We start from the raw sequence: 22933 nt of genomic DNA, 5'->3' as shown, positions 1-22933 counted from the left end.
AATCTTAAGCTAATAGGTTATTTTTTATGTTTATTTATGAGTTGTTGAAACCATTTTTGTTTTTGGTTTTCGTAGTCTTTAATACTTCTAGAATTATGTAAAGCCTCTATCTTAAATGATTCGAAAGTCTTTATAATATTTGTATCATTTGTTAAAAGTGCCTCTACAGTTAAATAATCATATAACATTTGGTTGTTTTGTTCAACAATATGTAAACGTGCAATTTGATTTAACGCAACCATGTCTTGAAATTGAGCCATTATAATTTTTTTGTGATAGCCATTATGCAATCGATATATTTGATGATAGTTTAGTCTTTTTTCGTCTAAGCTCGTAATGTCATGTAACGACTTTACTGTTACAAGAACATCAATAATTGGCTCAGTAGAATAATGTGTTTGCTTAGTGCCACCTATGTGATAGACTGCTATCACTGGCGAATCTAACAGTTCCAATAATAATTGTTGAATCATTTTAAATTTTGGTTTAAAATCATCTGATGATTGTAATTGAATAAAGGGCTGTGGAAGTTTTAACATAAGTACTCCTTTCTATAACACATACATGAATATATAATATAACATTTTCATTATCCATGAAATTATGTATAATACAAGGGAAGCAGAGGTGCAATGATGAAAATTAAATTACTTTATTTAATGATGTTTGTTCTTGTCTTAATTATTGCAGCTTGTAGTAATGAATTACATTCAGATCTTCAAAAGTATAAAAGGGATATGAAACCTATTTATAAAAAAGAAAATTCAATTCTTAAAGATATAGATGAATTAAGATTAAACCAGTTAGATCAACTTATAGGTACAGAAGTAACAGTTGAGAAACGTAAAGAGTTGAATGAACTTCAAGATAAGCTTGAAAAGCGGATTATACCTGAAGTTAAAGATCTTAGAAAACAAGCTGAAAATATAAATGTAAGCACAAATGAAGTTAAAGATGCTCATAATATTTACATGAGTAACATGAAAAAGAAAGAAGAAACAATAACAGAGTTAAATGAATACATTTCATTATTTAAGCAATCTATTAAATCTAATGAAAAAATATTAGAATATACAAATATTTTTGAGCAAAATAAATCTGACGCTGAAAAAAATGCGAAGCTAGCTAAAAATAATCCTGAAGACAAAGAAGATTATGAAGCGCTCGTATCAGTAATTGATAAAAATAGTGAAGAGTTAAGTACCAAAGCTAAATATTTAAACGAAACTCAAAATGTTCAAGATAGAGCAGATTATATTGAAAAAGAGATTATTCCACTATTTTCAAAAAATGTGAAATCATTGAATCAAACGAATATATCATCTAAAAGAGTTAACCAAATGAGACAAGCTCAAATAGAAGTGTATTATACGCTTATTAATTACTATAAAGAACGCAAAAAAGGTATTATAATTGAAGAAAAACTTCAAAAAGTACAAGTAGCAAATGGTGTAAGTTCTCAGTTTAGTTATCTAGGCAAAGATGAAAAATACGACAAAGCGATTGAAAGATTAAACAAATAAACACACCAAATACATTGTTTTGTGTAATCGGTGTGTTTTTTATTTATTTTTTATTTATTGTTTCTTTATCGTTACGGTTCTTTGATAGATAGATGTTTTTACCAACAAGTGATATGAACCAAATAGTAAATGCGATGATAAGAATGTACGATAATGCAGGTTGATTTTTAAAATCAAATAAAAACAGGATAGAAATAATAAGTAAACATGCATTAATAGTATCAATCATGCCCCATCTTTTAATAAGGATGGGTGTCGTATTTTTGGACAAATCTTGCACCTCCTTAATATATAACTAGTATACCAAAGTTGTGTTGTGGTTAATATTGTAGATTACGGGTAGAGATAATTAATAAAATAGAATTTGCCATATAAATGGATAAATGATATAGTGTTCAATTGTATTGGTTAAATTATGATAGAGGTGAATTAAAATGGTCGTGAAATTAACTTCCATCGATCAATTTGAAAAAGTACTCAATGATAATCCAAACGTATTTGTTATGAAACACAGCAGTACTTGTCCTATTTCAGCAAGTGCATATGATCAATTTAACAAATTCTTATATGAAAGAGACATGGACGGTTATTACGTAATTGTTCAAGAAGAAAGAGAATTGTCTGATTATATAGCTGACAAAACTGGAGTCAAACATGAATCGCCGCAAGCATTTTATTTTGTAAACGGGAATGCTGAATGGGATGCGAGTCATGAAAATATCACAGTAGCAAGTTTATCGAAAGCAGAAGAGTAATACTAATAATAAGCAAACAGTCAAAAGACTGTTTGTTTTTTGTTAATTGCGCAAAAAAACAGTATAATGAATTAAGATAAAAAGCATGAGGTGAAAATTATGAGAGTATTAGTTGCGATGGATGAGTTTGATAGTATTTTATCTAGTTACCATGCAAATCGATTTGTCGAAGAAGCAATAAAGTCTCAATTTAATGAAGCGGATATTGTCCAAGTTCCATTATTTAATGGACAAAGAGAAGTTATAGATTCAGTATTATTATGGCAATCTGGCACGAAATATTCAGTGAATCATCATGATGCGGATATGAGACCAAAATCATCTGTTTACGTCGTGACAGAGAAAAATATAACGGTAGTAGAGGCAGGGAATATCCTAACTTCGAGTGAAGAAGTCAAGAACCCGCTTAATACATCTTCATATGGATTAGGGGAAGTCATCTTAGAAGCACTAAATGAAGATAGTGAAGAAATGTTGATATCTGTAGGTAATGTGGCGAGTTACGATGGCGGACTTGGTATGTTACAAGCATTAGGTGCTAAATTCTACGATGCTGAAGGAAGCTTAGTAGATATTAGTAAAGGTGCTAAATGGATTAAATATATTAGAACAATTGATTTATATGATTTAGATAAAAGATTAAATAATAAAAACATTAAAGTGATTACAGACTTTGAGTCTAAATACTACGGTAAAAATAGCCGTGTTATGAAAGAACTAGAATTGAATCAAATCACTTCAGAAGATGCGACTTCAATCGATAATGCTTTATGGTATATAAGTGAATTATTTAAAAGTCAGCATAAAATATTACTAGGTAAAGAAGAACGTGGCGGATCAGGAAGTGGTTTAGCAGCTTTATTTAATAGTTTATGGAACGCTCAACTTGTAACAGGTGGGGATGTTGTAAATGAACTGACATATTTAGATCAATTAATAGAGCAAGCAGATTTAGTTGTATTTGGTGAAGGCTTGAAACCGAATCAACAACTGTTGGAAACAACGTCAGTGAGAATAGCTGAAATCTGTAAAAAATACAACAAAATAAATATTGCGATATGTGCCACAGATGAAAAGTTCAATCAATATATAGAGCAAGATGTGACAGCAATGTTTAAAGTATTTAACAAAGACCAATATACAATGAGTGATTTAGAAATGGGTATCGCGTTAAGACACTTAACAACACAATCACTTAGACTAGTAAAGACTTCATTATAAATAACGAACAGATATTAAAAAGAGCAGAAATTCATTTGTACAAATGAATTTCTGCTCTTTTTTAATTTCTAAGACATTGATGTCTCGGATTATTTTTATGATTGTTTTTCAAATTCGGATACTATACCAACAATCGTGTGGACTGCTTTTTCCATGACATCTATTGATGCATATTCAAATGGTCCGTGGAAGTTTGCGCCACCTGTAAATAAGTTTGGTGTTGGCAATCCCATATATGAAAGTTGTGAACCGTCTGTCCCGCCTCGTATTGGTTCTATGATAGGGGACATGCCTAATGATTGGATAACTTTCTCTGGTATGTTAATAAGCTCAGGAAGCGGCTTGATTTTTTCACCCATATTATAATACTGATCATTGATTGTAACGGAAATGAGTTCATTATTATATTTATGGTTTAAATTCTTAGCTATATCTAGTAAATGATTTTTTCTACGCTCAAATTGAGCTTTATCATGATCTCGTATTATATATTGAAGTGTTGCTTTTTCAACTGTGCCTGACATATCTGACAAATGGTAAAAACCTTCATAGCCTTCAGTGTGTTCTGGTGCTTCATCACTAGGTAATTGGTCATTGAATGCCATTGCTAATGTATTGGCGTTTACCATTACGTCTTTTGCAGAACCAGGATGTACATTGACGCCATTTACTTCTACTACTGCAGATGCAGCATTAAAGCTTTCGTATTGTAATTCGCCTTCAAGGCTACCATCTAATGTGTAAGCAAAATCTGCATTAAAACGTTCTACATCAAAGTGATGTGGCCCTCTACCAATTTCTTCATCTGGTGTAAAACTAAATCTAATATCACCGTGTTTAATTTCTGGATGTTCCATTAAATAAATAATAGCTTCCATAATTTCGGTAACCCCAGCTTTATCATCTGCACCGAGCAGTGAAGTGCCATCTGTTGTCATCAAAGTATGTCCGATTACTTTTTTTAATTGTGGAAATGTTTTTGGACTCAGTACTTTTTCTGAATCACCTAAACGAATTTCCTCACCGTCATATTTTTCGACTATTAAAGGTTTGACGTTTGATGCATTATAGTCTGGAGATGTATCGATATGTGCTAATAAGCCTATAGTAGGTACTTTTTTATCTGTATTTGACGGCAAAGTTGCCATTAAATAGCCTTTGTCATCTACTTCTACTTCAAGGTTTAAATCTTTGATTTCGTCTTGAAGTAAGTTGATTAAGTCCCACTGTTTCTTTGTAGATGGTGTAGTTTGACTATGTGGATCAGCTTGTGTATCTATTTTTACATATCTTTCTAATCGCTCAATTAGACGTTGTTTCAAATTGCTCGCTCCCTTTTTACATCTATTTACGCTATTTATTATACGCTCTTTTGTTTACGAGAAGCAAAAGAACGCTTTGAACGAATGTAGATTTGGAAGATAATTTCTGAACATAATATTCCAAATGCGATTGCACCTGATATCAATGTAGCTTGTAATGTAGTATTGATTGCGACATCATAATTGTTTATGACTAAATTTTTAGTAGCGTCATAAGCTAATCCACCAGGTACTAGGGGAATGATGCCCGCAACTATAAATATAATCATAGGTCGTTTATAATAACGGCTCATAATATGGCTCATTAAAGCTAATGCGAAACTACCATAGAATGAAGCTTGAACTTTATCTATACCGAAGTCTAATGAAATTGAGTAAATCATCCAGCCCATTGCACCAACGATACCGCAAGCTACTAAAAGTCTTTTAGGTGCGTTGAAAATGACAGAGAAAAATAACGTTGCTGTAAAACTTAATAAAATTTGATATATATAATCTAACATTTAAAGCACCTCCTTAACTTAGTAATAACACAATGGCAACACCAGCACCGATAGCGAAAGCTGTTAGCGCCGCTTCAACACCTTTAGAAATACCAGCAAGTAATTGGCCAGCCATTAAGTCTCTAATAGCATTTGTAATGAGTACACCTGGTACGAGTGGCATTACTGAAGCGATTGTTATTAAGCTTAAATTAACACCAATAAAGAAATTAACGCTAATGGTTGCAATTGTAGCGATAATTAATGAACTAATAAACTCGGTAAAGAATTTGATTCTAATTGTATTATGTACAATAGACATTGTTAAATATCCGGTACCACCTGCTATAAATGATGGTATTACTTCTGCTTGTTTACCACCAAACATAGGTAAAAAACAGGCTGATGCAATAGCAGCAGCTAATACTTTTAACCAAAATGGAAATTGCAATGCTGCATGATGCAAATGTATAAGTTCAGACTTAGCTTCGTCTATCGATAATTCGTTATTTGCGATTTTACGAGAAATTTGATTTGTTAATGAAATCTTTTCTAAGTCTGTTGTGCGTTCGTCTATTCTTATAAGACGTGTATTTGTTCTGTCATTTAACGAGAAAATAATAGCAGTGGAAGTTACAAAGCTATGGGTATTTTCTAAGCCGTAGCTCGTCGCAATTCGTGCCATCGTATCTTCAACTCTATACGTTTCAGCACCACTCTCTAAAAGTATTCGGCCAGCTGTCATGACAACATCAATTATTTTATTCTCATCTATAATAGTGAAGTCTTGTATCTCTTCCATATTAACCTCCAGTTTCACATTGAATTTATGTAAATCGACAAAATAAAAACTATTCAACAAAAAACATAGAATTGCTATAGGCAATTCTATGTTCATTTTATAACTTAATAATTGGATTGAACATTACTTTGTTTTGACCTTGTAATTTTGCTTCGTGTAACATATCATCAGCATCTTTAAACACACGACGCTTAGATTTATTATCTTCTTCGCTCAAGTAACCTACACCAATAGAAACAGATAATTTAATTGTTTCTTTATTAGGTAAATGGAAAGTAGATCGTTGCACACTGTCACGAATACTTTCAGCTAGTTTGATTGCGCTATCTAGCGTTTCACCGACAAGAATAATTGAAAATTCTTCTCCACCGTTACGAAAAGCTTTCACATCTTTCGGTAAATAATTAATCAATAATTGTGACATTTGTTTGAGAACAGCATCTCCAGCTTTATGTGAATGTGCATCGTTCACATCTTTAAAGCCGTCAATATCAATTAATAATAAGGCCATAGATTGATTTTCTTCAGTAATTTGTTCAGTTGTCTTATTTAAATAACGATCAAATTCTTTAACATTTCCTAAACCTGTTAAGTAATCAACTGATTCTTCATTTTCATATCTTGAAATTAAATTTTTCAAGATCCAAATGTCTCGATAAACACTTGCACTTATAATACTTAGGATAAAGGAAACGGGTACAAGAAACAACCACTCATTTAACCATGAATCTGGATTTAAAAATATAAGTGTAATTGCAATAATAATGATGCTGATTAAATATAATAATTGAATACTAACGAAATCACTTTGTTTAAGAAATGGACCTATGAAACCAACTACAATTGCGATAATAAGCAAATGCAAATTATCTAAAAAGGGTGTTCCAAATACGAACATATCAACAAGTAATACTATACCTGCACTCACAACGGAATAAAATAAATTAGTAAATCTTCCTAAGAAAAGTATCGGTATAAAACTTAATGTAATAACGTGTTCATGATATTGTATGGGATTGGTTATTAATAATATGGCAACACCTGTCATTAAGAGGGTGATATAATTTTGAGAAAAAGTCACAGTTCTCGTTTCGTTATATTGTATTCGATGGTATAGATAAAATGCTGCAATAGTTACTGATATATTAAATATAATTGCTTGTATCATTTAACACCATCCTTCTTTTAGTAAGCCATATGATATTGTAATCTATTAGGTGACGTTTGTCACGGTATAACAGGTTATTTTGTTAAAAAAGTTTCTTTTTTCACATAAACGATTTCTTGTTCAGATTAGATGTAGAATTCTTTGACTTTAAATATGTGGTATACTATTGTTTTTATGGCATGTACAGAAAAATTTTGATATTCTAAAAGTAATGTTTAAATTAAAATAATGCTTCAAATACAAAATGAAGGTGAATCCATGTTTACTTTGCAACTAATATTACTATCCATGATTGTAAGTTTAATACTAACACCTTTAGTTATCGTTCTTTCTAAAAAAATTGGTGCTGTAGATATGCCAAATGTTAGGAAAGTTCATACTAAACCCGTATCAGTATTAGGCGGCTCAGTCATTTTATTATCTTTTCTTATCGGATTATGGTGGGGTAAACCAGTTGAACATGAAATCATTCCTATTATATTAGGTGCGATTGTTATATATTTAATTGGTTTAGTTGATGATCTATATGATATGAAACCACTCATTAAACTTGCAGGACAAATAGCTGTTTCTTTAATTGTAGTCTTAAACGGTGTCACACTTGATTTTATTACGTTACCTTTTGGCATTGTAATAGAATTTGGGATATTTAGTATTCCAATGACAATTTTTTGGGTAGTTGCAGTTATGAATGCAATAAACTTAATAGATGGGTTAGACGGATTAGCTTCAGGTATATCTTGTATCGCTTTAATCACGATAGGGTTTATCGCAATTCTACAACAAAACATTTTTATTATGATGATTTGTAGTGTATTAATCGGTTCTTTATTAGGATTCCTAGTGTTTAATTCACATCCCGCAAAAATATTCTTAGGAGACAGCGGTGCATTACTTCTAGGTTATATCATTGGTGTGTTATCGTTATTAGGTTTTAAAAACATCACCTTAATATCGTTATTCTTCCCAATGGTTATCCTTGCTGTTCCATTTATAGATATGTTATTTGCAGTCATTCGTAGGTTACATAATCGTCAATCAATCGTACAAGCGGATAAATCGCATTTACATCACAAGTTGCTCGATTTAGGTTATACACATAGGCAAACGGTCATATTAATATATATGATAGCCATTCTATTTAGTATATCAAGTGTAATACTTTATTTATCACCACCATATGGCGTCTTAATGATGTTTGTTATGATATTGATTACAATAGAACTAATCGTAGAATTTACAGGACTTATCAATGCAAACTATAGACCTATCCTTAACTTGTTAACAAGAACAAGATACAAGAAAGAACGCTAATTTTTTGATTAGCGTTCTTCTTCTTTGTTATATGGAAATGGCAAAGCGATCATGTCTTGTTTGTTTAAATCGTATTTGCCTTGGTTTATTTCATTCAAGAATGATATGAAATGATCTTCTTCAGATGCAATCACGTGAATTGTATATGTTACTTTGTCTGTATAAGATGTATCCACAAGCTGATAATCTGTTTGTTGTAATTCATGTTCGAAGCGGCCAGTTTGATCATAATCGAGTGTGACTTCGAACGGAATGGCATCTAATAATATGATACGTCCGATTTCTTTAATAACTTGGCTGACTGCACTTCCATATGCTCTTATAAGTCCGCCAGCTCCTAATTTAATACCACCAAAATATCTTGTAACAACAACGACGACATTATGGAGTTGTTGTTTTTTTAATACTTCTAACATGGGTACGCCAGCAGTTCCTGATGGTTCACCGTCATCGTTAGCTTTTTGTATGAGCATGGTTGGACCTATAATATAGCTTGAACAATTATGTGTGGCATCATGATGTTCTTTTTTCTTAAGTTGTATAAATGCTTTAGCTTCTTCTTCTGTTTCAGCTGGATGTATACTTGCAATAAACCTTGATTTATTGATAACAATTTCAGTTTCATGTGCTGATTTTATTGTAATAAGTCCTTCTGCCATGTTTATACTTCTCCCTTTACATCATAATCTGTTACGATTATTATATACTATTGAAATTAGTCGGGAAAGGATTGTATGAATTGAAAAATAAATTATTACTTTTATGTTTAGTATTGTCTCTAGTGTTAGTGGCTTGTGGGTCGAAAGAGGAGCCGAAACAAACGACTGACGATGCAGATGACAGCCAAGGTTTACTGTTAGATGACAAAGGAAATCCTAAAGATACAATTCAAGTTGATGAAAAAACTGAGAAGGCAGTTAAAGATACTATAGAAAAGAACAGAAAATCTTTAAATGATGGCAATGTTGATGAATATATAAAAACGATAGATACAGACTCTAAACAACTTGATGTTAAAGAAGAAGAAAAAGTTTTGAAAGATACGCTTGAAAATTATAAGTTTGATAAAAAGATATCCAATATTAAATTCTTAGAGAAGAAAAAAGATCAAATTGTTGTATTTTATAATGTTGAAACAACAGCACATCCAAAGAATGGTAGTGAAGATGAAAAGAAATCTTTTAATGAAGTTGTAACACTTGTTAAAAAGGATGGCACTTATAAATTTTCTAAAATGGCACAAGCAGCTATTTAGTGAATAAACTTCTTTTCAAATAAGTGAGAATTAGATATGATTGTTATGGAAGAGAATCAAGGAGGATAACTTTATGAAGATTGCTGTTCTAACAGATTCAACAGCATATTTAGATCAAGCTTATTTAGAAAAATATCAAATTAAAACAATCGCTTTAAATGTTATTTTTAAAGACAAAACATATAAAGAATTATCAGAACTCAACACAGATGATTTTTATAAAAGAATGAGAAATGAGACACAATTACCGACAACTTCTCAACCAGCAATGGGAGAGTATGTACAGTTACTCGAAAGTTTAAAAGAAGAAGGTTATACAGATGTAATTGCTGTTCACTTATCTAGTGGTATAAGTGGTACATTCCAAAGTGCGGTGACAGCAAATGCTATGGTCGAAGATATTCAAGTCCACCCATTCGATTCAGAAATTTCATGTGCTGTTCAAGGTTTCTATGCTATAAAAGCTGCTCAACTTGTACAACAAGGTATGACAGTTGTGGATAATATTCTTGAACAATTAGAAAGCATGAAACAAACGACTAACGCATATTTCATAGTGGATGATTTAAATAACTTGAAAAAAGGTGGACGCTTAAATAGTGCTCAAGCTTTTGTAGGTACTATGTTACAAGTTAAACCTTTGCTCCACTTTGTAGATACTAAAATTGTTCCTTATGATAAAGTCAGAACTAAAAAGAGAGCTATGAAACGAATCGAAGAGCAATTAGCTAAAGAGGTCGATGGTTATAAAAACTTATCTATCGTCATTATTGAAGGTAATGATAAAGAAAATGCACTTTTGTGGAAAACTCAAATTGAAGAGAAGTTTCCTGGAGCCCATGTAATATTAAGTTATTTTGGACCAGTAATTGGTACGCATTTAGGTGAAGGTGCATTAGGATTAGGATTTACTACGACAGAATTAGATTTATCTAAATAAAATGACTACAGCGCAAAAAGCAAAAGCTTTTTGTGTTTTTTTATTGGAGGTAAAGATGAAATTATACGGACGTATATGTCATGATTTAAACAATATAACAACAGAAAAATTAAAAGCTTCAAAACCTGGTGTTTCAAATGTACAAGGTAAATATATATGCCATCAATGTGGTAACACCGATCAAACATTGTTTTTTCAATATTATTGCCATCATTGTAATAAAGAAACAACTTATTGTAGATATTGTGTTAACTTTGGTAAAGCTCAAAGTTGCAAAGACATTTATATCATTGAAAGTAAACGACATCAAACAGATGGTAAATACCGATTGGATTTTGAACTGAGTGAACAACAACGTATAGCTTCAGAGAACATTCAGAGAGCTGTATTAAAGTATGAACATTTATTGCTTCATGCCGTAACCGGTGCAGGAAAAACAGAAATGATATTTGCTGGCATATCTGCGGCTAGACAAAAAGGTGACAACATCGCTGTTGTTTCTCCTCGAGTCGATGTCGTTAAAGAAGTGTATTTAAGATTAACAAACGCTTTTAAAGACGAACAGATTGATCTAATGTATGAAGGTCAGTTTGCGCAATATAATAGTACATTTGTTGTAGCGACTGTTCATCAATTAATGCGCTATGATGGTCACTTTAATGTTGTCATTGTAGACGAGGTGGATGCATTCCCTTTAGAGATGGATCAGCAACTCATGCATACAATTCAAAAAGCTTCCGCCACTTCTGCCAGTCATATTTATTTAACGGCAACTCCTAATAAACGACTACTATCGCAATTTAACCATTCTCAAATCATTAAACTCCCAGCAAGATACCACGGACATCCACTACCTATTCCAGAATTTCAGTTCAATACAATAAAAGAAACAAAGTTAAATCCAAAATTATTAAAATTCTTAAAGCAGCAAATTGAAAATGAAAGAAAAACCTTTGTGTTTTTTCATGATATTCGTTTCATGGAAAAAGTCTTTAATATTTATAGACATTATTTTTCAAAAATTGAATATGTTTCAAGCATTGATTCTAAGCGCCATGAAAAAGTAATGCGTTTAAGAAATAATGAAATCGACATTATGTTTACAACAACAATACTTGAAAGAGGTATTACACTTGAAAAATTAGATGTCGTCATCGTGAACACAGAAAAATTCAATAGTAGCGCAATTATTCAAATCGCAGGACGTGTTGATCGTAAGATAGCATATCCAAATGGAAAAGTTCTGTGCTACCACGAAGGTTTAACTAAACATATGATGCATGCGAAAAATGAAATTGTAAAAATGAACCGTCTTGCATTTCAGAAAGGATGGATAACATGAAGCGCTGTATGATATGTCAAAATCCAATCATTGAAGTGGTAGACTTATTAAACTTTTTTTCGCCTATATCTGATGTATGTAAAGATTGTGAATTAAAATTAACATTTAATCATGCTGCGAGAAGGTGTCCACGCTGTTTAAAAATTCTTTCAGATGAAGAACAAGAATGCCTAGATTGTGTTTGGTTATCGAAGAACTATACATTGATTAATCAACTTTATACAATCTATGATTATCAAGGACTAGCTAAAGATTTAATTCAGCAATATAAACTCGTAGGAGATGTTGCAATTGCTCAAATATTTCAATTACCTAGAAGTATAATGAAACAGTATGACTATGTTATTCCTGCACCAATACATCCAAATAAATTAGCGAAAAGAACGTTTGATCACGTTACATTCGTTTTAGATAGTCAAAATATAAAATACACGCAAATTTTTGAGACTGAAGAAAGATTAAAACAGTCTGATTTGTCTAAAAGAGCGCGCGCCTTACAACATAATCCATTCAAAATTAAAAGGGACTTAGAATTAGAAAACAAGAAAATTCTGCTCGTTGATGATATTTATACAACAGGGTTAACAATACATCGATTAGCTGAACTTTTAATAGTTAGAAAAATCAGAAAAATAGACGCCTTAACATTTGCAAGAGGGTGAAAAAATGGTAAAATATAAGTAGGAAGAAACACAAGAGAAATAGAGCGTTAAAGGAGTCGGTGCTTTATGATCAGATTTGAAATTCATGGTGAAAACATCACAGTGACTGATCCGATAAGAAATTATATTGAGGATAAAGTAAGTAAACTTGAAAGATACTTTACTAATATCCCAGAGGCGATAGCTCATGTCAAAATTAAAACTTATCAGGATTCTAGAAGTAAAATTGAAGTAACTATTCCGTTGAAAGATGTTACTTTAAGAGCTGAGGAAAGACATGAAGATTTATATGCTGGAATCGACTTAATAACAAGTAAACTAGAGAGACAAGTACGTAAGTACAAAACAAAAGTTAACAGAAAATACCGCGATAAAGGGCGAGAAAAAGATATCTTTGCAGCAGGTGGGGATTCAACATCTGATGAAAGCGAAGATAACGACAGTGACAATGAAATTGAAATCATCCGTTCTAAACAATTTGCATTAAAACCAATGGATTCTGAAGAAGCAGTATTACAAATGAATTTATTAGGTCATGATTTTTACATTTTTACAGATGCAGAAACAGATGAAACAAGCATTGTTTATAAACGTAAAGATGGTAAATATGGATTAATTGAAACTTCAATACAATAAATGTTAACAAGGTGGACTGGTGCAGAATTTCTGCACCAGTTTCTTTGGCTATTAATAGCTTTTCATTTACAGAGGTGGTAATCTTAAATAGTATAAAAAGAGAGATAAAAGTGTTATGATATATTGTTGTAAGATTACTAGTTTCCTAGTTGAAGGAGAGAACAAAATGGGTTTTTTATCAAAAATAGCTGATGGTAACAAACGAGTTGTAAAATCACTCGGAAAGTTAGCAGATCAAGTCATTAATTTAGAGGACGAAATTGCTAAATTAACAGATGAACAATTAAGAGAAAAGACAGAACAATTTAAAAAAGAATTAGCTGAAATAGAAGATTATAAAAAGCAAGAAAAATACTTAGAGAAAATATTGCCAGAAGCCTATGCAATCGTTAGAGAGGCTTCAACACGAGTATTCAAAATGACACCTTTTAGAGTGCAAATTATGGGTGGTATTGCTATTCATCGTGGAGATATTTCTGAAATGAAGACTGGTGAAGGTAAAACATTAACAGCAACGATGCCTGTATATTTAAATGCATTAACAGGTAGAGGCGTTCACGTTGTTACAGTCAACGAATATTTATCAAGTTCACAAAGTGAAGAAATGGCTCAATTGTATAATTTCTTAGGATTATCAGTAGGTCTAAATTTAAACTCAATGGATACGGATCAAAAACGTGAAGCATACGCTTCAGATATTACGTATAGTACAAATAATGAGCTTGGATTTGATTATTTGAGAGATAACATGGTTACTTATAAAAAAGACCGTGTTATGAGACCTTTAAACTTTGCAATTATTGATGAGGTCGATTCAATTTTAATTGATGAAGCGCGAACACCATTAATCATTTCTGGTGAAGCTGAAAAATCAACAACTTTATACACTCAAGCAAACGTGTTTGTAAAAATGCTTAAAGGTGAAGATGACTACAGTTATGACGAGAAGACTAAAGCCATTACATTAACGGAACAAGGTATTGATAAAGCTGAACGCATGTTCAAAATAGAAAATTTATTCGATGTTAAAAATGTAAACTTAATGCATCACATTAATATAGCTTTAAAAGCAAACAAAACAATGTTTAAAGATAAAGATTATGTTGTTGAAGATGGCGAAATTATGATTGTTGACCAATTTACTGGTCGTACAATGCCTGGACGTCGATTCTCAGACGGTTTACACCAAGCAATAGAAGCTAAAGAAGGTTTAGAAATTCAAAATGAATCAAAAACAATGGCTTCTATTACATTCCAAAACTTCTTTAGAATGTACAATAAATTATCTGGTATGACTGGTACAGCTAAGACAGAAGAAGAAGAATTTAGAAATATTTATAATATGACTGTTACTCAAATACCAACAAATAGACCGATACAACGTCTAGATGAAGCAGATTTAATTTTCTCATCTCAAAAAGGTAAATTCGATGCTGTTGTAAAAGACGTTATTGAATTTCACAAAAAAGGACAGCCAGTATTATTAGGTACTGTAGCTGTAGAAACAAGTGAATACATTTCACAATTATTAAAGAAAAAAGGCGTTAGACATAATGTCTTAAATGCTAAAAACCATGAACGTGAAGCGGACATCATTTTAAATGCAGGTCAAAAAGGCGCGGTAACGATCGCAACAAACATGGCTGGTCGTGGTACAGACATCAAGCTAGGCGATGGTGTTGTTGAAGTAGGCGGACTAGCTGTAATCGGTACTGAGCGACATGAATCTAGACGTATCGATGACCAACTTAGAGGTCGTTCTGGTCGTCAAGGTGACGTAGGTCGCAGTAGATTCTACCTATCATTAGAAGATGAGTTAATGGTAAGATTCGGCTCTGAACGCATGCAATCATTGATGGGTAAATTAGGAATGGACGACGATACACCGATAGAATCTAAAATGGTATCTAGAGCGGTTGAATCAGCTCAAAAACGTGTTGAAGGTAACAACTTCGATGCGCGTAAACGTCTGTTAGAATATGATGATGTATTAAGAAAACAACGTGAAATCATTTACGGAGAGCGTAATGATATTATCGAAAAAGAAGATGTGCAAGATATTGTTAAAGATATGATTAAGTCTTCTCTTGAACGTGGCATTAATTATCACTTAGCGACTAATGAAGAAGAAATTGATTATGAAGCACTTGTACAATTTGTTGAAGATTCTTATTTACACCAAGATGTCATTAAAGCAGATGATATTCGTGGTAGAGACTATGAAGACATCGTAGAAATTGTATTGGAAAAAATTAAAGAACAATATAATGCGCAACAAGAAGACTTTGGAGATCAAATGTCTGAATTTGAACGCATGATTGTCTTAAGAACGATTGATCGTAAGTGGACAGATCATATCGATACAATGGATCAATTACGTACAGGTATTCATTTAAGATCTTATGGTCAAATCAATCCACTTCGTGAATATCAAAATGAAGGTTTAGATTTATTTGAAACGATGTTGAATGAAATAGAAGATGAAGTTAGTAAATATATTCTTAAATCAACAATTGATCGTGGCGAACAAGTTGAACGTGAACAAGTTGAAATAGGTGAAGCTAAACACGTTGGTGCAAACGATGGTAAAGAAAAAGTTAAACCTAAACCAATCGTTAAAGATGAACAAATAGGTCGTAATGACCCATGTCCGTGTGGAAGTGGAAAAAAATATAAAAACTGTCACGGCCAATCATAAAGGAGTAAAGTTATGGAATTAACTGAAATTAGACAAACATTAAATAAAAATAATGAGAAATTAATGAATATCAGGGGGTCTCTTTGACTTAGAAAACAAAGAGACTAACATTCAAGAATATGAAGAGATGATGGTTGATCCAAGCTTTTGGGATGACCAAAATAAAGCGCAAGATATTATTAATAAAAATAACGCTTTAAAATCAGTAGTGGGAGATTTTCATAAATTAGCGCATCAAACTGACGATTTACTAACTACTGTTGAACTTCTTCAAGAAGAGTATGATGAAGATATGCATGAAAGTTTGGAGCAAGATTTAAAAACACTCCAAAGCGATATTGATCAATTTGAGTTGAAGTTATTGCTTAATGGAGAACACGATGAAAACAATGCTATTTTAGAGTTACATCCAGGAGCAGGTGGAACTGAATCACAAGATTGGGGATCTATGTTACTTCGAATGTATCAACGTTTCGCTGAACAAAAAGGATTCAAAGTTGAAACGTTAGATTATCAATCTGGTGATGAAGCTGGAATTAAGAGTGTTACGATTCTAGTTAAAGGACATAATGCTTATGGTTATCTAAAAGCTGAAAAAGGTGTTCATAGATTAGTGCGCATATCTCCATTTGATTCATCTGGCAGAAGGCATACTTCTTTCGTTTCATGTGATGTTACACCTGAATTTGATAATGATAAAATTGAAATCGAAGTTAATTCTGAAGATATTACAGTTGATACGTATAGAGCTTCAGGAGCAGGTGGACAGCACGTTAACACGACTGATTCAGCTGTACGTATTACACATCAACCAACAGGAATTGTCGTAACTTGTCAAAATGAAAGATCTCAAATTAAAAACAGAGAACAAGCGATGAAAATGTTGAAAGCTAAACTATATCAAAAAGAGCTTGAAGAACAAGCAGCAGCGCTTGATGAAATTAGAGGCGAGCAAAAAGAAATTGGATGGGGAAGCCAAATACGTTCTTATGTATTTCACCCATATGCTATGGTTAAAGACCATAGAACCAATGAAGAAACAGGTAACACGAATGCAGTGATGGATGGGCATATCGAACCATTTATAGATGCATACTTAAGAAGTCAGATAGATGAAAAATAATAAAAAAATGGAGTCTGCGACATAAAGAACCATTCTCAAAATAAAAGATTTCTTCATTAGTTAAGCCTAGTGAAGAAATCTTTTTTATTTTAAAATCTCACGATTTTGTTCGTGCATGCTTGCCTGGGGGTATGGTTCGAGCCTGTAGTCTCTCACGCATACTATTCCCCCGGGCGTCAGCACTTTACAAAATCGTGGAGGATATTCATTTCTATAATATTTTTTCATTTGTTCTTTTAAGAACATGATAAATGTTGCAAGACTGACTAAACAAGCAACATAGAACGTCTGTATATTTTAAGTTGGAATTTATGTCCCAAACCTTTTTCTTTATATATAAATAGACACAATTTATTTTGTGAATTTTCGCACAAAAGGATGTCGAAATTCTGAATATCATGATAAAATATACTTGATAATATAATGAATGGGGTGTTACATATGAAAATCAAAATGGGCATGATTTCTGTATTAGCATTATCGGCGTTAATTTTTGCTGGTTGTGGTCAGTCGAACGATGATAACAAAACAGAAGAACATAGTTCAAAAGGGGAAGAAATTTTTAAAAACAATTCTTGTGTTGGTTGTCACGGTAAAGATCTTGAGGGTGCTTCAGGACCGTCTTTGAAAAAAGTTGGTTCTAAAATGTCTGAAGCAGATATCGAAAAGACCATAAATGAAGGTAAAGGTAATATGCCAAGCAAAGTTGTAGATGAAAAAGAAGCTAAAGAAGTCGCGAAGTGGTTAGCTGAACAAAAATAATCCTATGAATTTCCATATTAATATACATGAATTATATTTAATGAGTATATGAATTGGGAATTAGATGTGGGATAAAAGACACTTTGTAAATTGAATATGATAGTAAAAAAGAGCACTATTAATTGTAAAAATACAAATAATAGTGCTCTTTTAAATACTTCTATGACAGTCTTGAGTAACATTTTTGTCGAAAAAATTATAGGTTCTTAACGTTTATATTACGAATTTGTAACAAACAAATATGAGGTATTTGTTTGTGATATATTATTTCCAGTATTAGTTGGGGAGTACCCTATAAAATAAAAATATAAATAAAAACATATAAACCTTGGGAGGATATGTCATCATGAAGAAGACATTCATTACTTTAGCATCTGTCACAGCTTTAACTACATTATCAAGCACTTCTGCATTCGCAGCAGATATTAAAGTTAAAGACGGACAAACTTTGGAAACAATCGCACAAGAATACGGGACTTCAATTTCAGAACTTAAATCATTAAACAACATCGACAACGTTACAGTTGGACAAAATTTAAAAGTATTAAAAGACGATATATATACAATTCAAGAAGGCGACACGCTTTACAAAATAGCAGAAAAATTTGATATAACAGTTTCAGAATTAAAAGAATGGAATAACTTATCTTCTGATTTAATTATTGTAGGAGACAAATTAACTGTAGCTGAAGAACCATCAGAAATAACGGCTGAGCCGACAAGCTTAACAGTTAATGCACCAGCATCACCAGCACAAGAAGATTTAAAGAGAACTGCATATGCACAAACTTCAAATGGTTATGCATATAATAATGAAAATACACAAGCATATGATGTGCCAAGTTTTAATTCAAATAGCGAATCTCAATATTCAGCACCTGTTTCATATAGCAGACCATCTTCAGGTGGTGGCAATAATTTATATACTTCAGGTCAATGTACTTATTATGCATTTAGCAAACGTCCAGATATCGGAAATACTTGGGGGAATGCTAATAACTGGGCTAATGCAGCAGCTCAATCAGGTTACACAGTAAATAATAGCCCATCTGCAGGTGCTATTTTACAATCAACTGCTGGCGGATATGGTCATGTAGCATATGTTGATAGAGTAAACTCTGATGGATCAATTCAAGTTTCTGAAATGAATTATCAAGGTGTTGGTGTTGTTTCATCACGTACGATTTCAGCATCAGCAGCAGGAGCATATAATTATATTCACTAGTTTTTAATAAACAAACAAGTAAGCAAGTAGTTAATTCTAAGTAAGAATTTTAACTATTTGCTTTTTTTTATTTCTATAGTTGATATAATAAACGTAAATGAGTGTATAGAGGTTTGAAAACATGAAAAAAGGGTTAAAAATCATATTAGTACTATTTTTAATAAGCATAGTTGGTTTTAGTGTATATAAAGTAATAGATATTAATAAGTTTCAAACTAAAGATCAATTTAAAGAACAACAAGGAAAGCAATCATTTCAAAATAGTCATCCTGCTACAGGATTAAATGTAAATGATGAAACCGTTAAGACGTTTGCGACCGAAGAATCTACAAATTTACAAGAAGTTACGTCTAAAAATGATATAACAGTTATTAATTTGTTCGCTTCTTGGTGTGATCCTTGCAAACGAGAAATGCCTGAACTTGTAAAATATGCAAAAAACAAAGAAAATGGTGTCGAGTTAGTTGGTTTAAACGTTAAAGATAAACGTAAACCAGCTGAACAATTAATTCATGACGTTAATGTGAATTATAGCATTTACGTTGCACAAGATGATTTTCTTAAAAAGTTTAAAACTTACAATATTCCTACAACATTATTTGTAGACAAAAATGGCGAAATAAAAAAAGTGTATTTAGGTGAATTATCTGAAAAGACACTGAACAACTTAGTTACACAAGTTAAGGAGGAGAATTAATGGGGGTACATCAATATTTTAAAAGTTTATCTGATTTAGAAAAATTAGTAAGATGTCCAGGAAAATTTAAATATCAAGATCATAACGTTGCAGCGCACTCTTTTAAAGTAACAAAAATTGCGCAATATTTAGCAACAGTTGAAGAACAAAATGGTCAAGAAATAGACTGGAAACTTGTTTACGAAAAAGCGTTGAATCATGACTATCCTGAAATATTCACTGGAGATATTAAAACACCTGTTAAATATGCCTCTTATGAAATCAAAAAACTATTCTCTCAAGTTGAAGAAGAAATGATAGATAAATTTATAACAGAAGAATTTCCAGAGCAGTATCAAGACATATATAGACATAGACTGCAAGAAGGCAAAGATGATAGTATAGAAGGACAAATACTTAGTGTTGCAGACAAAATTGATCTGCTTTATGAATCTTTTGGTGAAATACAAAAAAGAAATCCAGAACCTTTATTCTTTGAAATATATGAAAGTTCATTAGAAACGATTATGCAATTTGATCATTTGTCATCTGTACAAGATTTTATACAGCATATTATTCCTGATATGTTGCAAGAAAAATTTATTCCACGTTCGGAATTAAGAGAAATAACAATGACGATTCTTGAGAAACGTGAAACAAAAAGGAGTTAGTGAGTTGAATGATTTGGCCGATTCTTGCTTTGTTTCTCCCTTGTTTAATGGTTATTATTTTCACGCAAATTGCTCAAAACAAATGGGTAGGCTTACTCGTATCCAGTATTATAATTGGCGTTTCAGTATATAAAGGCTTTTTTAATAATGAAGTTATCATTATGCTAGATGTTGTCAGTTTAGTGGTCGGATATTATATAGTGGACACCCTTAAAGTAGATAAAATTGAATCAAGATAGATAAGAGGATAAATCATTATGATTTTTCCTCTTATTTGTATTTAAAAAGTCATAAAACGAACAAATGTTTGGTCATTTTTACGATTTTTTGATAAAATATATTTATATATTACAGAATTTAAGGAGGTTTCTATGCAACATTTTCCTTTTAAAATACATTCAGACTATTCACCTCAAGGAGATCAGCCCGAAGCTATTAAATCTCTCGTTAAAGGTATAAAGGATGGTAAGAGACACCAAACGCTACTTGGTGCAACAGGAACAGGTAAAACGTTCACAATGAGTAATGTTATTAAACAAGTAGGAAAGCCTACCCTTATCATTGCGCATAATAAAACATTAGCAGGTCAATTGTATAGTGAGTTTAAAGAGTATTTTCCTGAAAACAGAGTTGAATATTTTGTAAGTTATTATGATTATTATCAACCAGAAGCATATGTTCCTCAAACAGATACATTTATTGAAAAAGATGCATCCATTAATGATGAAATAGATAAACTGCGACATTCTGCTACGAGTGCATTGTTTGAACGAGATGATGTTATTGTAATCGCAAGTGTCAGTTGTATATATGGTTTAGGTAATCCGGAAGAATATAAAGACTTAGTCGTAAGCACGCGTGTAGGTATGGAAATGGAACGTAACGAACTATTAAGAAAGCTTGTCGACAACCAATATTCGAGAAATGATATTGATTTTAGACGTGGTACTTTCAGAGTAAGAGGCGATGTAGTTGAAATTTTCCCAGCATCACGAGATGAATTGTGTGTGAGAGTTGAATTTTTCGGAGACGAAATTGACCGAATTAGAGAAGTGAACTATTTAACGGGTGAAGTGATAGCTGAAAGAGAACATTTTCTATTTTATCCAGCTTCTCACTTCGTAACACGTGAAGAAAAGATGAAAGAAGCTATTGAACGTATTGAGAAAGAGCTTAAAGAACGTTTAGAAGAACTTAGAAAAGATAATAAGTTATTAGAAGCTCAAAGATTAGAACAAAGAACAAATTATGACTTAGAAATGATGCGAGAAATGGGATTCTGTTCGGGAATTGAGAACTATTCAGTTCATTTAACGTTACGTCCTAAAGGCTCCACACCATATACGTTATTAGATTATTTTGGTGATGATTGGCTCGTAATGATTGATGAATCACATGTTACGATTCCTCAAATAAGAGGTATGTATAATGGTGACCAAGCTAGAAAAAATGTTTTGGTTGAACATGGATTTAGATTACCAAGTGCTTTAGACAATAGACCACTTAAATTTGAAGAATTTGATAAGAAGACTAAACAACTTGTTTATGTGTCTGCCACACCAGGTCCGTATGAAATTGAACATACTGATGAAATGGTGGAACAAATTATACGACCAACTGGATTATTAGATCCTGTAATAGAAGTTAGACCGAGTGAAAATCAAATCGATGATTTAATGGCTCAAATTAACGAAAGAGTAGAAAGTAATGAGCGTGTGTTAATCACTACATTAACGAAGAAAATGAGTGAAGATTTAACGACTTATTTAAAAGAAGCGGGCATTAAAGTAAATTACTTACATTCTGAAATTAAAACGTTAGAACGTATAGAAATTATAAGGGATTTAAGAATGGGCGTTTACGATGTATTAGTTGGTATTAATTTACTACGTGAAGGTTTAGATATACCAGAAGTATCGCTTGTCACAATTTTAGATGCTGATAAAGAAGGATTCTTAAGGTCAGAGCGTGCGCTTATCCAAACGATTGGACGTGCAGCACGTAATGATAAAGGTAAAGTTATTATGTATGCAGATAGAATTACAGATTCTATGAGAACGGCAATAGATGAAACAAGTAGAAGACGTGTAACCCAAAAAGCTTATAACGAAGAAAATAATATTACACCACAAACAATTAATAAAAAAATTAGAGATGTCATATCAGCTACTGTAGAAACAGATGAAGTAAACGATAAAGATAAGAAAAAAGCGCCGAAGAAGCTTACGAAAAAAGAAAGAGAAAAGACAATCGAGCGGATAGAAAAAGAAATGAAAGGTGCTGCGAAAGATTTAGATTTCGAGCGTGCATCTGAATTAAGAGATATATTATTTGAACTAAAAGCAGAAAGGTGACT

At 32.1% G+C, this 22933-nt stretch carries 24 protein-coding genes; 17 read left to right on the top strand and 7 right to left on the bottom strand.

Going from position 1 to position 22933, the window contains the following annotated elements; all coding sequences use genetic code 11:
* Positions 1-17 precede the first annotated feature (17 nt).
* Positions 18-539, bottom strand: a complete 522-nt coding sequence (locus PYW35_RS10625) for a GrpB family protein (RefSeq protein ID WP_016911800.1) — start codon at positions 537-539, stop codon at positions 18-20.
* A gap of 93 nt (positions 540-632) precedes the next feature.
* Here PYW35_RS10625 and PYW35_RS10620 point away from each other — a divergent pair, with 93 nt between their 5' ends.
* On the top strand, positions 633-1523 hold the full coding sequence (locus tag PYW35_RS10620) for an EMYY motif lipoprotein (RefSeq protein WP_233709585.1): 891 nt from the start codon (positions 633-635) through the stop codon (positions 1521-1523).
* Between the two features lie 43 nt (positions 1524-1566).
* On the opposite strand, the gene PYW35_RS10615 is transcribed toward PYW35_RS10620, so the two are convergent.
* Positions 1567-1803 carry a hypothetical protein gene (locus PYW35_RS10615; RefSeq protein ID WP_371868295.1) on the bottom strand — a complete coding sequence of 79 codons (237 nt, stop codon included), beginning with the start codon at positions 1801-1803 and terminating at the stop codon, positions 1567-1569.
* A 154-nt stretch (positions 1804-1957) separates the two neighbouring features.
* On the opposite strand from PYW35_RS10615, the gene ytxJ reads away from it, so the two are divergent.
* Both ytxJ and PYW35_RS10605 read left to right on the top strand, forming a co-directional pair.
* Positions 1958-2278, top strand: coding sequence for a bacillithiol system redox-active protein YtxJ (gene ytxJ, locus PYW35_RS10610; RefSeq protein ID WP_016911797.1), 321 nt, complete (start codon positions 1958-1960; stop codon positions 2276-2278).
* A 99-nt stretch (positions 2279-2377) separates the two neighbouring features.
* Positions 2378-3499, top strand: a complete 1122-nt coding sequence (locus PYW35_RS10605; RefSeq protein WP_103323463.1) for a glycerate kinase — start codon at positions 2378-2380, stop codon at positions 3497-3499.
* Positions 3500-3594: 95 nt separating this feature from the next.
* On the opposite strand, the gene pepT is transcribed toward PYW35_RS10605, so the two are convergent.
* From pepT to gdpS, 4 genes are all read right to left on the bottom strand, one after another.
* Complete coding sequence (pepT, locus tag PYW35_RS10600) at positions 3595-4821, bottom strand: peptidase T (protein WP_016911795.1); 1227 nt, start codon at positions 4819-4821, stop codon at positions 3595-3597.
* Positions 4822-4859: 38 nt separating this feature from the next.
* Complete coding sequence (locus PYW35_RS10595; RefSeq protein ID WP_016911794.1) at positions 4860-5324, bottom strand: threonine/serine exporter family protein; 465 nt, start codon at positions 5322-5324, stop codon at positions 4860-4862.
* 13 nt (positions 5325-5337) lie between these two features.
* Positions 5338-6105 carry a threonine/serine exporter family protein gene (locus PYW35_RS10590; protein WP_016911793.1) on the bottom strand — a complete coding sequence of 256 codons (768 nt, stop codon included), beginning with the start codon at positions 6103-6105 and terminating at the stop codon, positions 5338-5340.
* Between the two features lie 97 nt (positions 6106-6202).
* The gene (gene gdpS, locus PYW35_RS10585; protein ID WP_016911792.1) at positions 6203-7273 is read right to left on the bottom strand and encodes a GGDEF domain-containing protein GdpS; all 1071 of its coding nucleotides are present in this window, start codon (positions 7271-7273) and stop codon (positions 6203-6205) included.
* Positions 7274-7531: 258 nt separating this feature from the next.
* Between gdpS and PYW35_RS10580 the strand changes: the two genes are divergently transcribed.
* On the top strand, positions 7532-8587 hold the full coding sequence (locus tag PYW35_RS10580) for a glycosyltransferase family 4 protein (protein WP_016911791.1): 1056 nt from the start codon (positions 7532-7534) through the stop codon (positions 8585-8587).
* An 8-nt stretch (positions 8588-8595) separates the two neighbouring features.
* On the opposite strand, the gene PYW35_RS10575 is transcribed toward PYW35_RS10580, so the two are convergent.
* Positions 8596-9246 carry a YigZ family protein gene (locus PYW35_RS10575; RefSeq protein WP_103323464.1) on the bottom strand — a complete coding sequence of 217 codons (651 nt, stop codon included), beginning with the start codon at positions 9244-9246 and terminating at the stop codon, positions 8596-8598.
* A gap of 80 nt (positions 9247-9326) precedes the next feature.
* Between PYW35_RS10575 and PYW35_RS10570 the strand changes: the two genes are divergently transcribed.
* The 13 genes from PYW35_RS10570 (at position 9327) to uvrB (ending at position 22931) form a co-directional block, all read left to right on the top strand.
* Positions 9327-9842 (top strand): hypothetical protein, encoded by a 516-nt coding sequence (locus PYW35_RS10570; RefSeq protein WP_103323465.1) that lies wholly within the window; start codon positions 9327-9329, stop codon positions 9840-9842.
* A gap of 73 nt (positions 9843-9915) precedes the next feature.
* Positions 9916-10782, top strand: a complete 867-nt coding sequence (gene fakB1, locus PYW35_RS10565) for a fatty acid kinase binding subunit FakB1 (RefSeq protein ID WP_103323466.1) — start codon at positions 9916-9918, stop codon at positions 10780-10782.
* Between the two features lie 55 nt (positions 10783-10837).
* Positions 10838-12124 (top strand): DEAD/DEAH box helicase family protein, encoded by a 1287-nt coding sequence (locus tag PYW35_RS10560; RefSeq protein ID WP_158256822.1) that lies wholly within the window; start codon positions 10838-10840, stop codon positions 12122-12124.
* 8 nt (positions 12125-12132) lie between these two features.
* On the top strand, positions 12133-12786 hold the full coding sequence (locus tag PYW35_RS10555) for a ComF family protein (RefSeq protein WP_169925707.1): 654 nt from the start codon (positions 12133-12135) through the stop codon (positions 12784-12786).
* A gap of 66 nt (positions 12787-12852) precedes the next feature.
* Positions 12853-13422, top strand: coding sequence for a ribosome hibernation-promoting factor, HPF/YfiA family (gene hpf, locus PYW35_RS10550; RefSeq protein ID WP_103323469.1), 570 nt, complete (start codon positions 12853-12855; stop codon positions 13420-13422).
* Positions 13423-13588: 166 nt separating this feature from the next.
* Entirely contained in the window at positions 13589-16120 is a 2532-nt protein-coding gene (gene secA, locus PYW35_RS10545) for a preprotein translocase subunit SecA (RefSeq protein WP_016912670.1), read from the top strand.
* A gap of 12 nt (positions 16121-16132) precedes the next feature.
* Positions 16133-17243, top strand: a protein-coding gene (gene prfB / locus PYW35_RS10540; RefSeq protein ID WP_103322537.1) for a peptide chain release factor 2 whose coding sequence is annotated in 2 segments (ribosomal slippage) — positions 16133-16204 and positions 16206-17243 — 1110 coding nt in all. Because the reading frame shifts where the segments join, the coding sequence is not laid out codon by codon here.
* A gap of 441 nt (positions 17244-17684) precedes the next feature.
* Complete coding sequence (gene cccB / locus PYW35_RS10535) at positions 17685-18005, top strand: cytochrome c551 (protein WP_103322538.1); 321 nt, start codon at positions 17685-17687, stop codon at positions 18003-18005.
* A gap of 346 nt (positions 18006-18351) precedes the next feature.
* On the top strand, positions 18352-19230 hold the full coding sequence (locus tag PYW35_RS10530) for a LysM peptidoglycan-binding domain-containing protein (RefSeq protein WP_103322539.1): 879 nt from the start codon (positions 18352-18354) through the stop codon (positions 19228-19230).
* 121 nt (positions 19231-19351) lie between these two features.
* Positions 19352-19927, top strand: coding sequence for a TlpA family protein disulfide reductase (locus PYW35_RS10525; protein WP_016912677.1), 576 nt, complete (start codon positions 19352-19354; stop codon positions 19925-19927).
* Complete coding sequence (locus PYW35_RS10520; protein ID WP_016912676.1) at positions 19927-20577, top strand: HD domain-containing protein; 651 nt, start codon at positions 19927-19929, stop codon at positions 20575-20577. Before PYW35_RS10525 ends, PYW35_RS10520 begins: the two co-directional genes overlap by 1 nt.
* A gap of 8 nt (positions 20578-20585) precedes the next feature.
* Positions 20586-20816 carry a DUF2198 family protein gene (locus PYW35_RS10515; protein WP_016912675.1) on the top strand — a complete coding sequence of 77 codons (231 nt, stop codon included), beginning with the start codon at positions 20586-20588 and terminating at the stop codon, positions 20814-20816.
* A 132-nt stretch (positions 20817-20948) separates the two neighbouring features.
* A complete protein-coding gene (uvrB, locus tag PYW35_RS10510) occupies positions 20949-22931 on the top strand; it encodes an excinuclease ABC subunit UvrB (protein ID WP_103322540.1) in 1983 nt (660 codons plus the stop codon).
* Positions 22932-22933 lie beyond the last annotated feature (2 nt).

This window comes from Mammaliicoccus vitulinus (assembly GCF_029024305.1).
GTDB lineage: Bacteria > Bacillota > Bacilli > Staphylococcales > Staphylococcaceae > Mammaliicoccus > Mammaliicoccus vitulinus.
This window is presented reverse-complemented; position numbering and strand designations above follow the sequence as displayed.

Bases quoted from the DNA above. Each gene is read 5' to 3' on its own strand.
- PYW35_RS10530 (WP_103322539.1), top strand. From the start codon at position 18,352: ATGAAGAAGACATTCATTACTTTAGCATCTGTCACAGCTTTAACTACA.
- PYW35_RS10580 (WP_016911791.1), top strand. From the start codon at position 7,532: ATGTTTACTTTGCAACTAATATTACTATCCATGATTGTAAGTTTAATA.
- PYW35_RS10595 (WP_016911794.1), bottom strand. From the start codon at position 5,324: ATGTTAGATTATATATATCAAATTTTATTAAGTTTTACAGCAACGTTA.
- ytxJ (WP_016911797.1), top strand. From the start codon at position 1,958: ATGGTCGTGAAATTAACTTCCATCGATCAATTTGAAAAAGTACTCAAT.
- uvrB (WP_103322540.1), top strand. From the start codon at position 20,949: ATGCAACATTTTCCTTTTAAAATACATTCAGACTATTCACCTCAAGGA.
- cccB (WP_103322538.1), top strand. From the start codon at position 17,685: ATGAAAATCAAAATGGGCATGATTTCTGTATTAGCATTATCGGCGTTA.
- PYW35_RS10560 (WP_158256822.1), top strand. From the start codon at position 10,838: ATGAAATTATACGGACGTATATGTCATGATTTAAACAATATAACAACA.
- PYW35_RS10555 (WP_169925707.1), top strand. From the start codon at position 12,133: ATGATATGTCAAAATCCAATCATTGAAGTGGTAGACTTATTAAACTTT.
- PYW35_RS10515 (WP_016912675.1), top strand. From the start codon at position 20,586: ATGATTTGGCCGATTCTTGCTTTGTTTCTCCCTTGTTTAATGGTTATT.
- secA (WP_016912670.1), top strand. From the start codon at position 13,589: ATGGGTTTTTTATCAAAAATAGCTGATGGTAACAAACGAGTTGTAAAA.
- PYW35_RS10620 (WP_233709585.1), top strand. From the start codon at position 633: ATGATGAAAATTAAATTACTTTATTTAATGATGTTTGTTCTTGTCTTA.
- PYW35_RS10520 (WP_016912676.1), top strand. From the start codon at position 19,927: ATGGGGGTACATCAATATTTTAAAAGTTTATCTGATTTAGAAAAATTA.
- PYW35_RS10575 (WP_103323464.1), bottom strand. From the start codon at position 9,246: ATGGCAGAAGGACTTATTACAATAAAATCAGCACATGAAACTGAAATT.
- hpf (WP_103323469.1), top strand. From the start codon at position 12,853: ATGATCAGATTTGAAATTCATGGTGAAAACATCACAGTGACTGATCCG.
- fakB1 (WP_103323466.1), top strand. From the start codon at position 9,916: ATGAAGATTGCTGTTCTAACAGATTCAACAGCATATTTAGATCAAGCT.
- PYW35_RS10590 (WP_016911793.1), bottom strand. From the start codon at position 6,105: ATGGAAGAGATACAAGACTTCACTATTATAGATGAGAATAAAATAATT.
- PYW35_RS10525 (WP_016912677.1), top strand. From the start codon at position 19,352: ATGAAAAAAGGGTTAAAAATCATATTAGTACTATTTTTAATAAGCATA.
- gdpS (WP_016911792.1), bottom strand. From the start codon at position 7,273: ATGATACAAGCAATTATATTTAATATATCAGTAACTATTGCAGCATTT.
- PYW35_RS10625 (WP_016911800.1), bottom strand. From the start codon at position 539: ATGTTAAAACTTCCACAGCCCTTTATTCAATTACAATCATCAGATGAT.
- PYW35_RS10605 (WP_103323463.1), top strand. From the start codon at position 2,378: ATGAGAGTATTAGTTGCGATGGATGAGTTTGATAGTATTTTATCTAGT.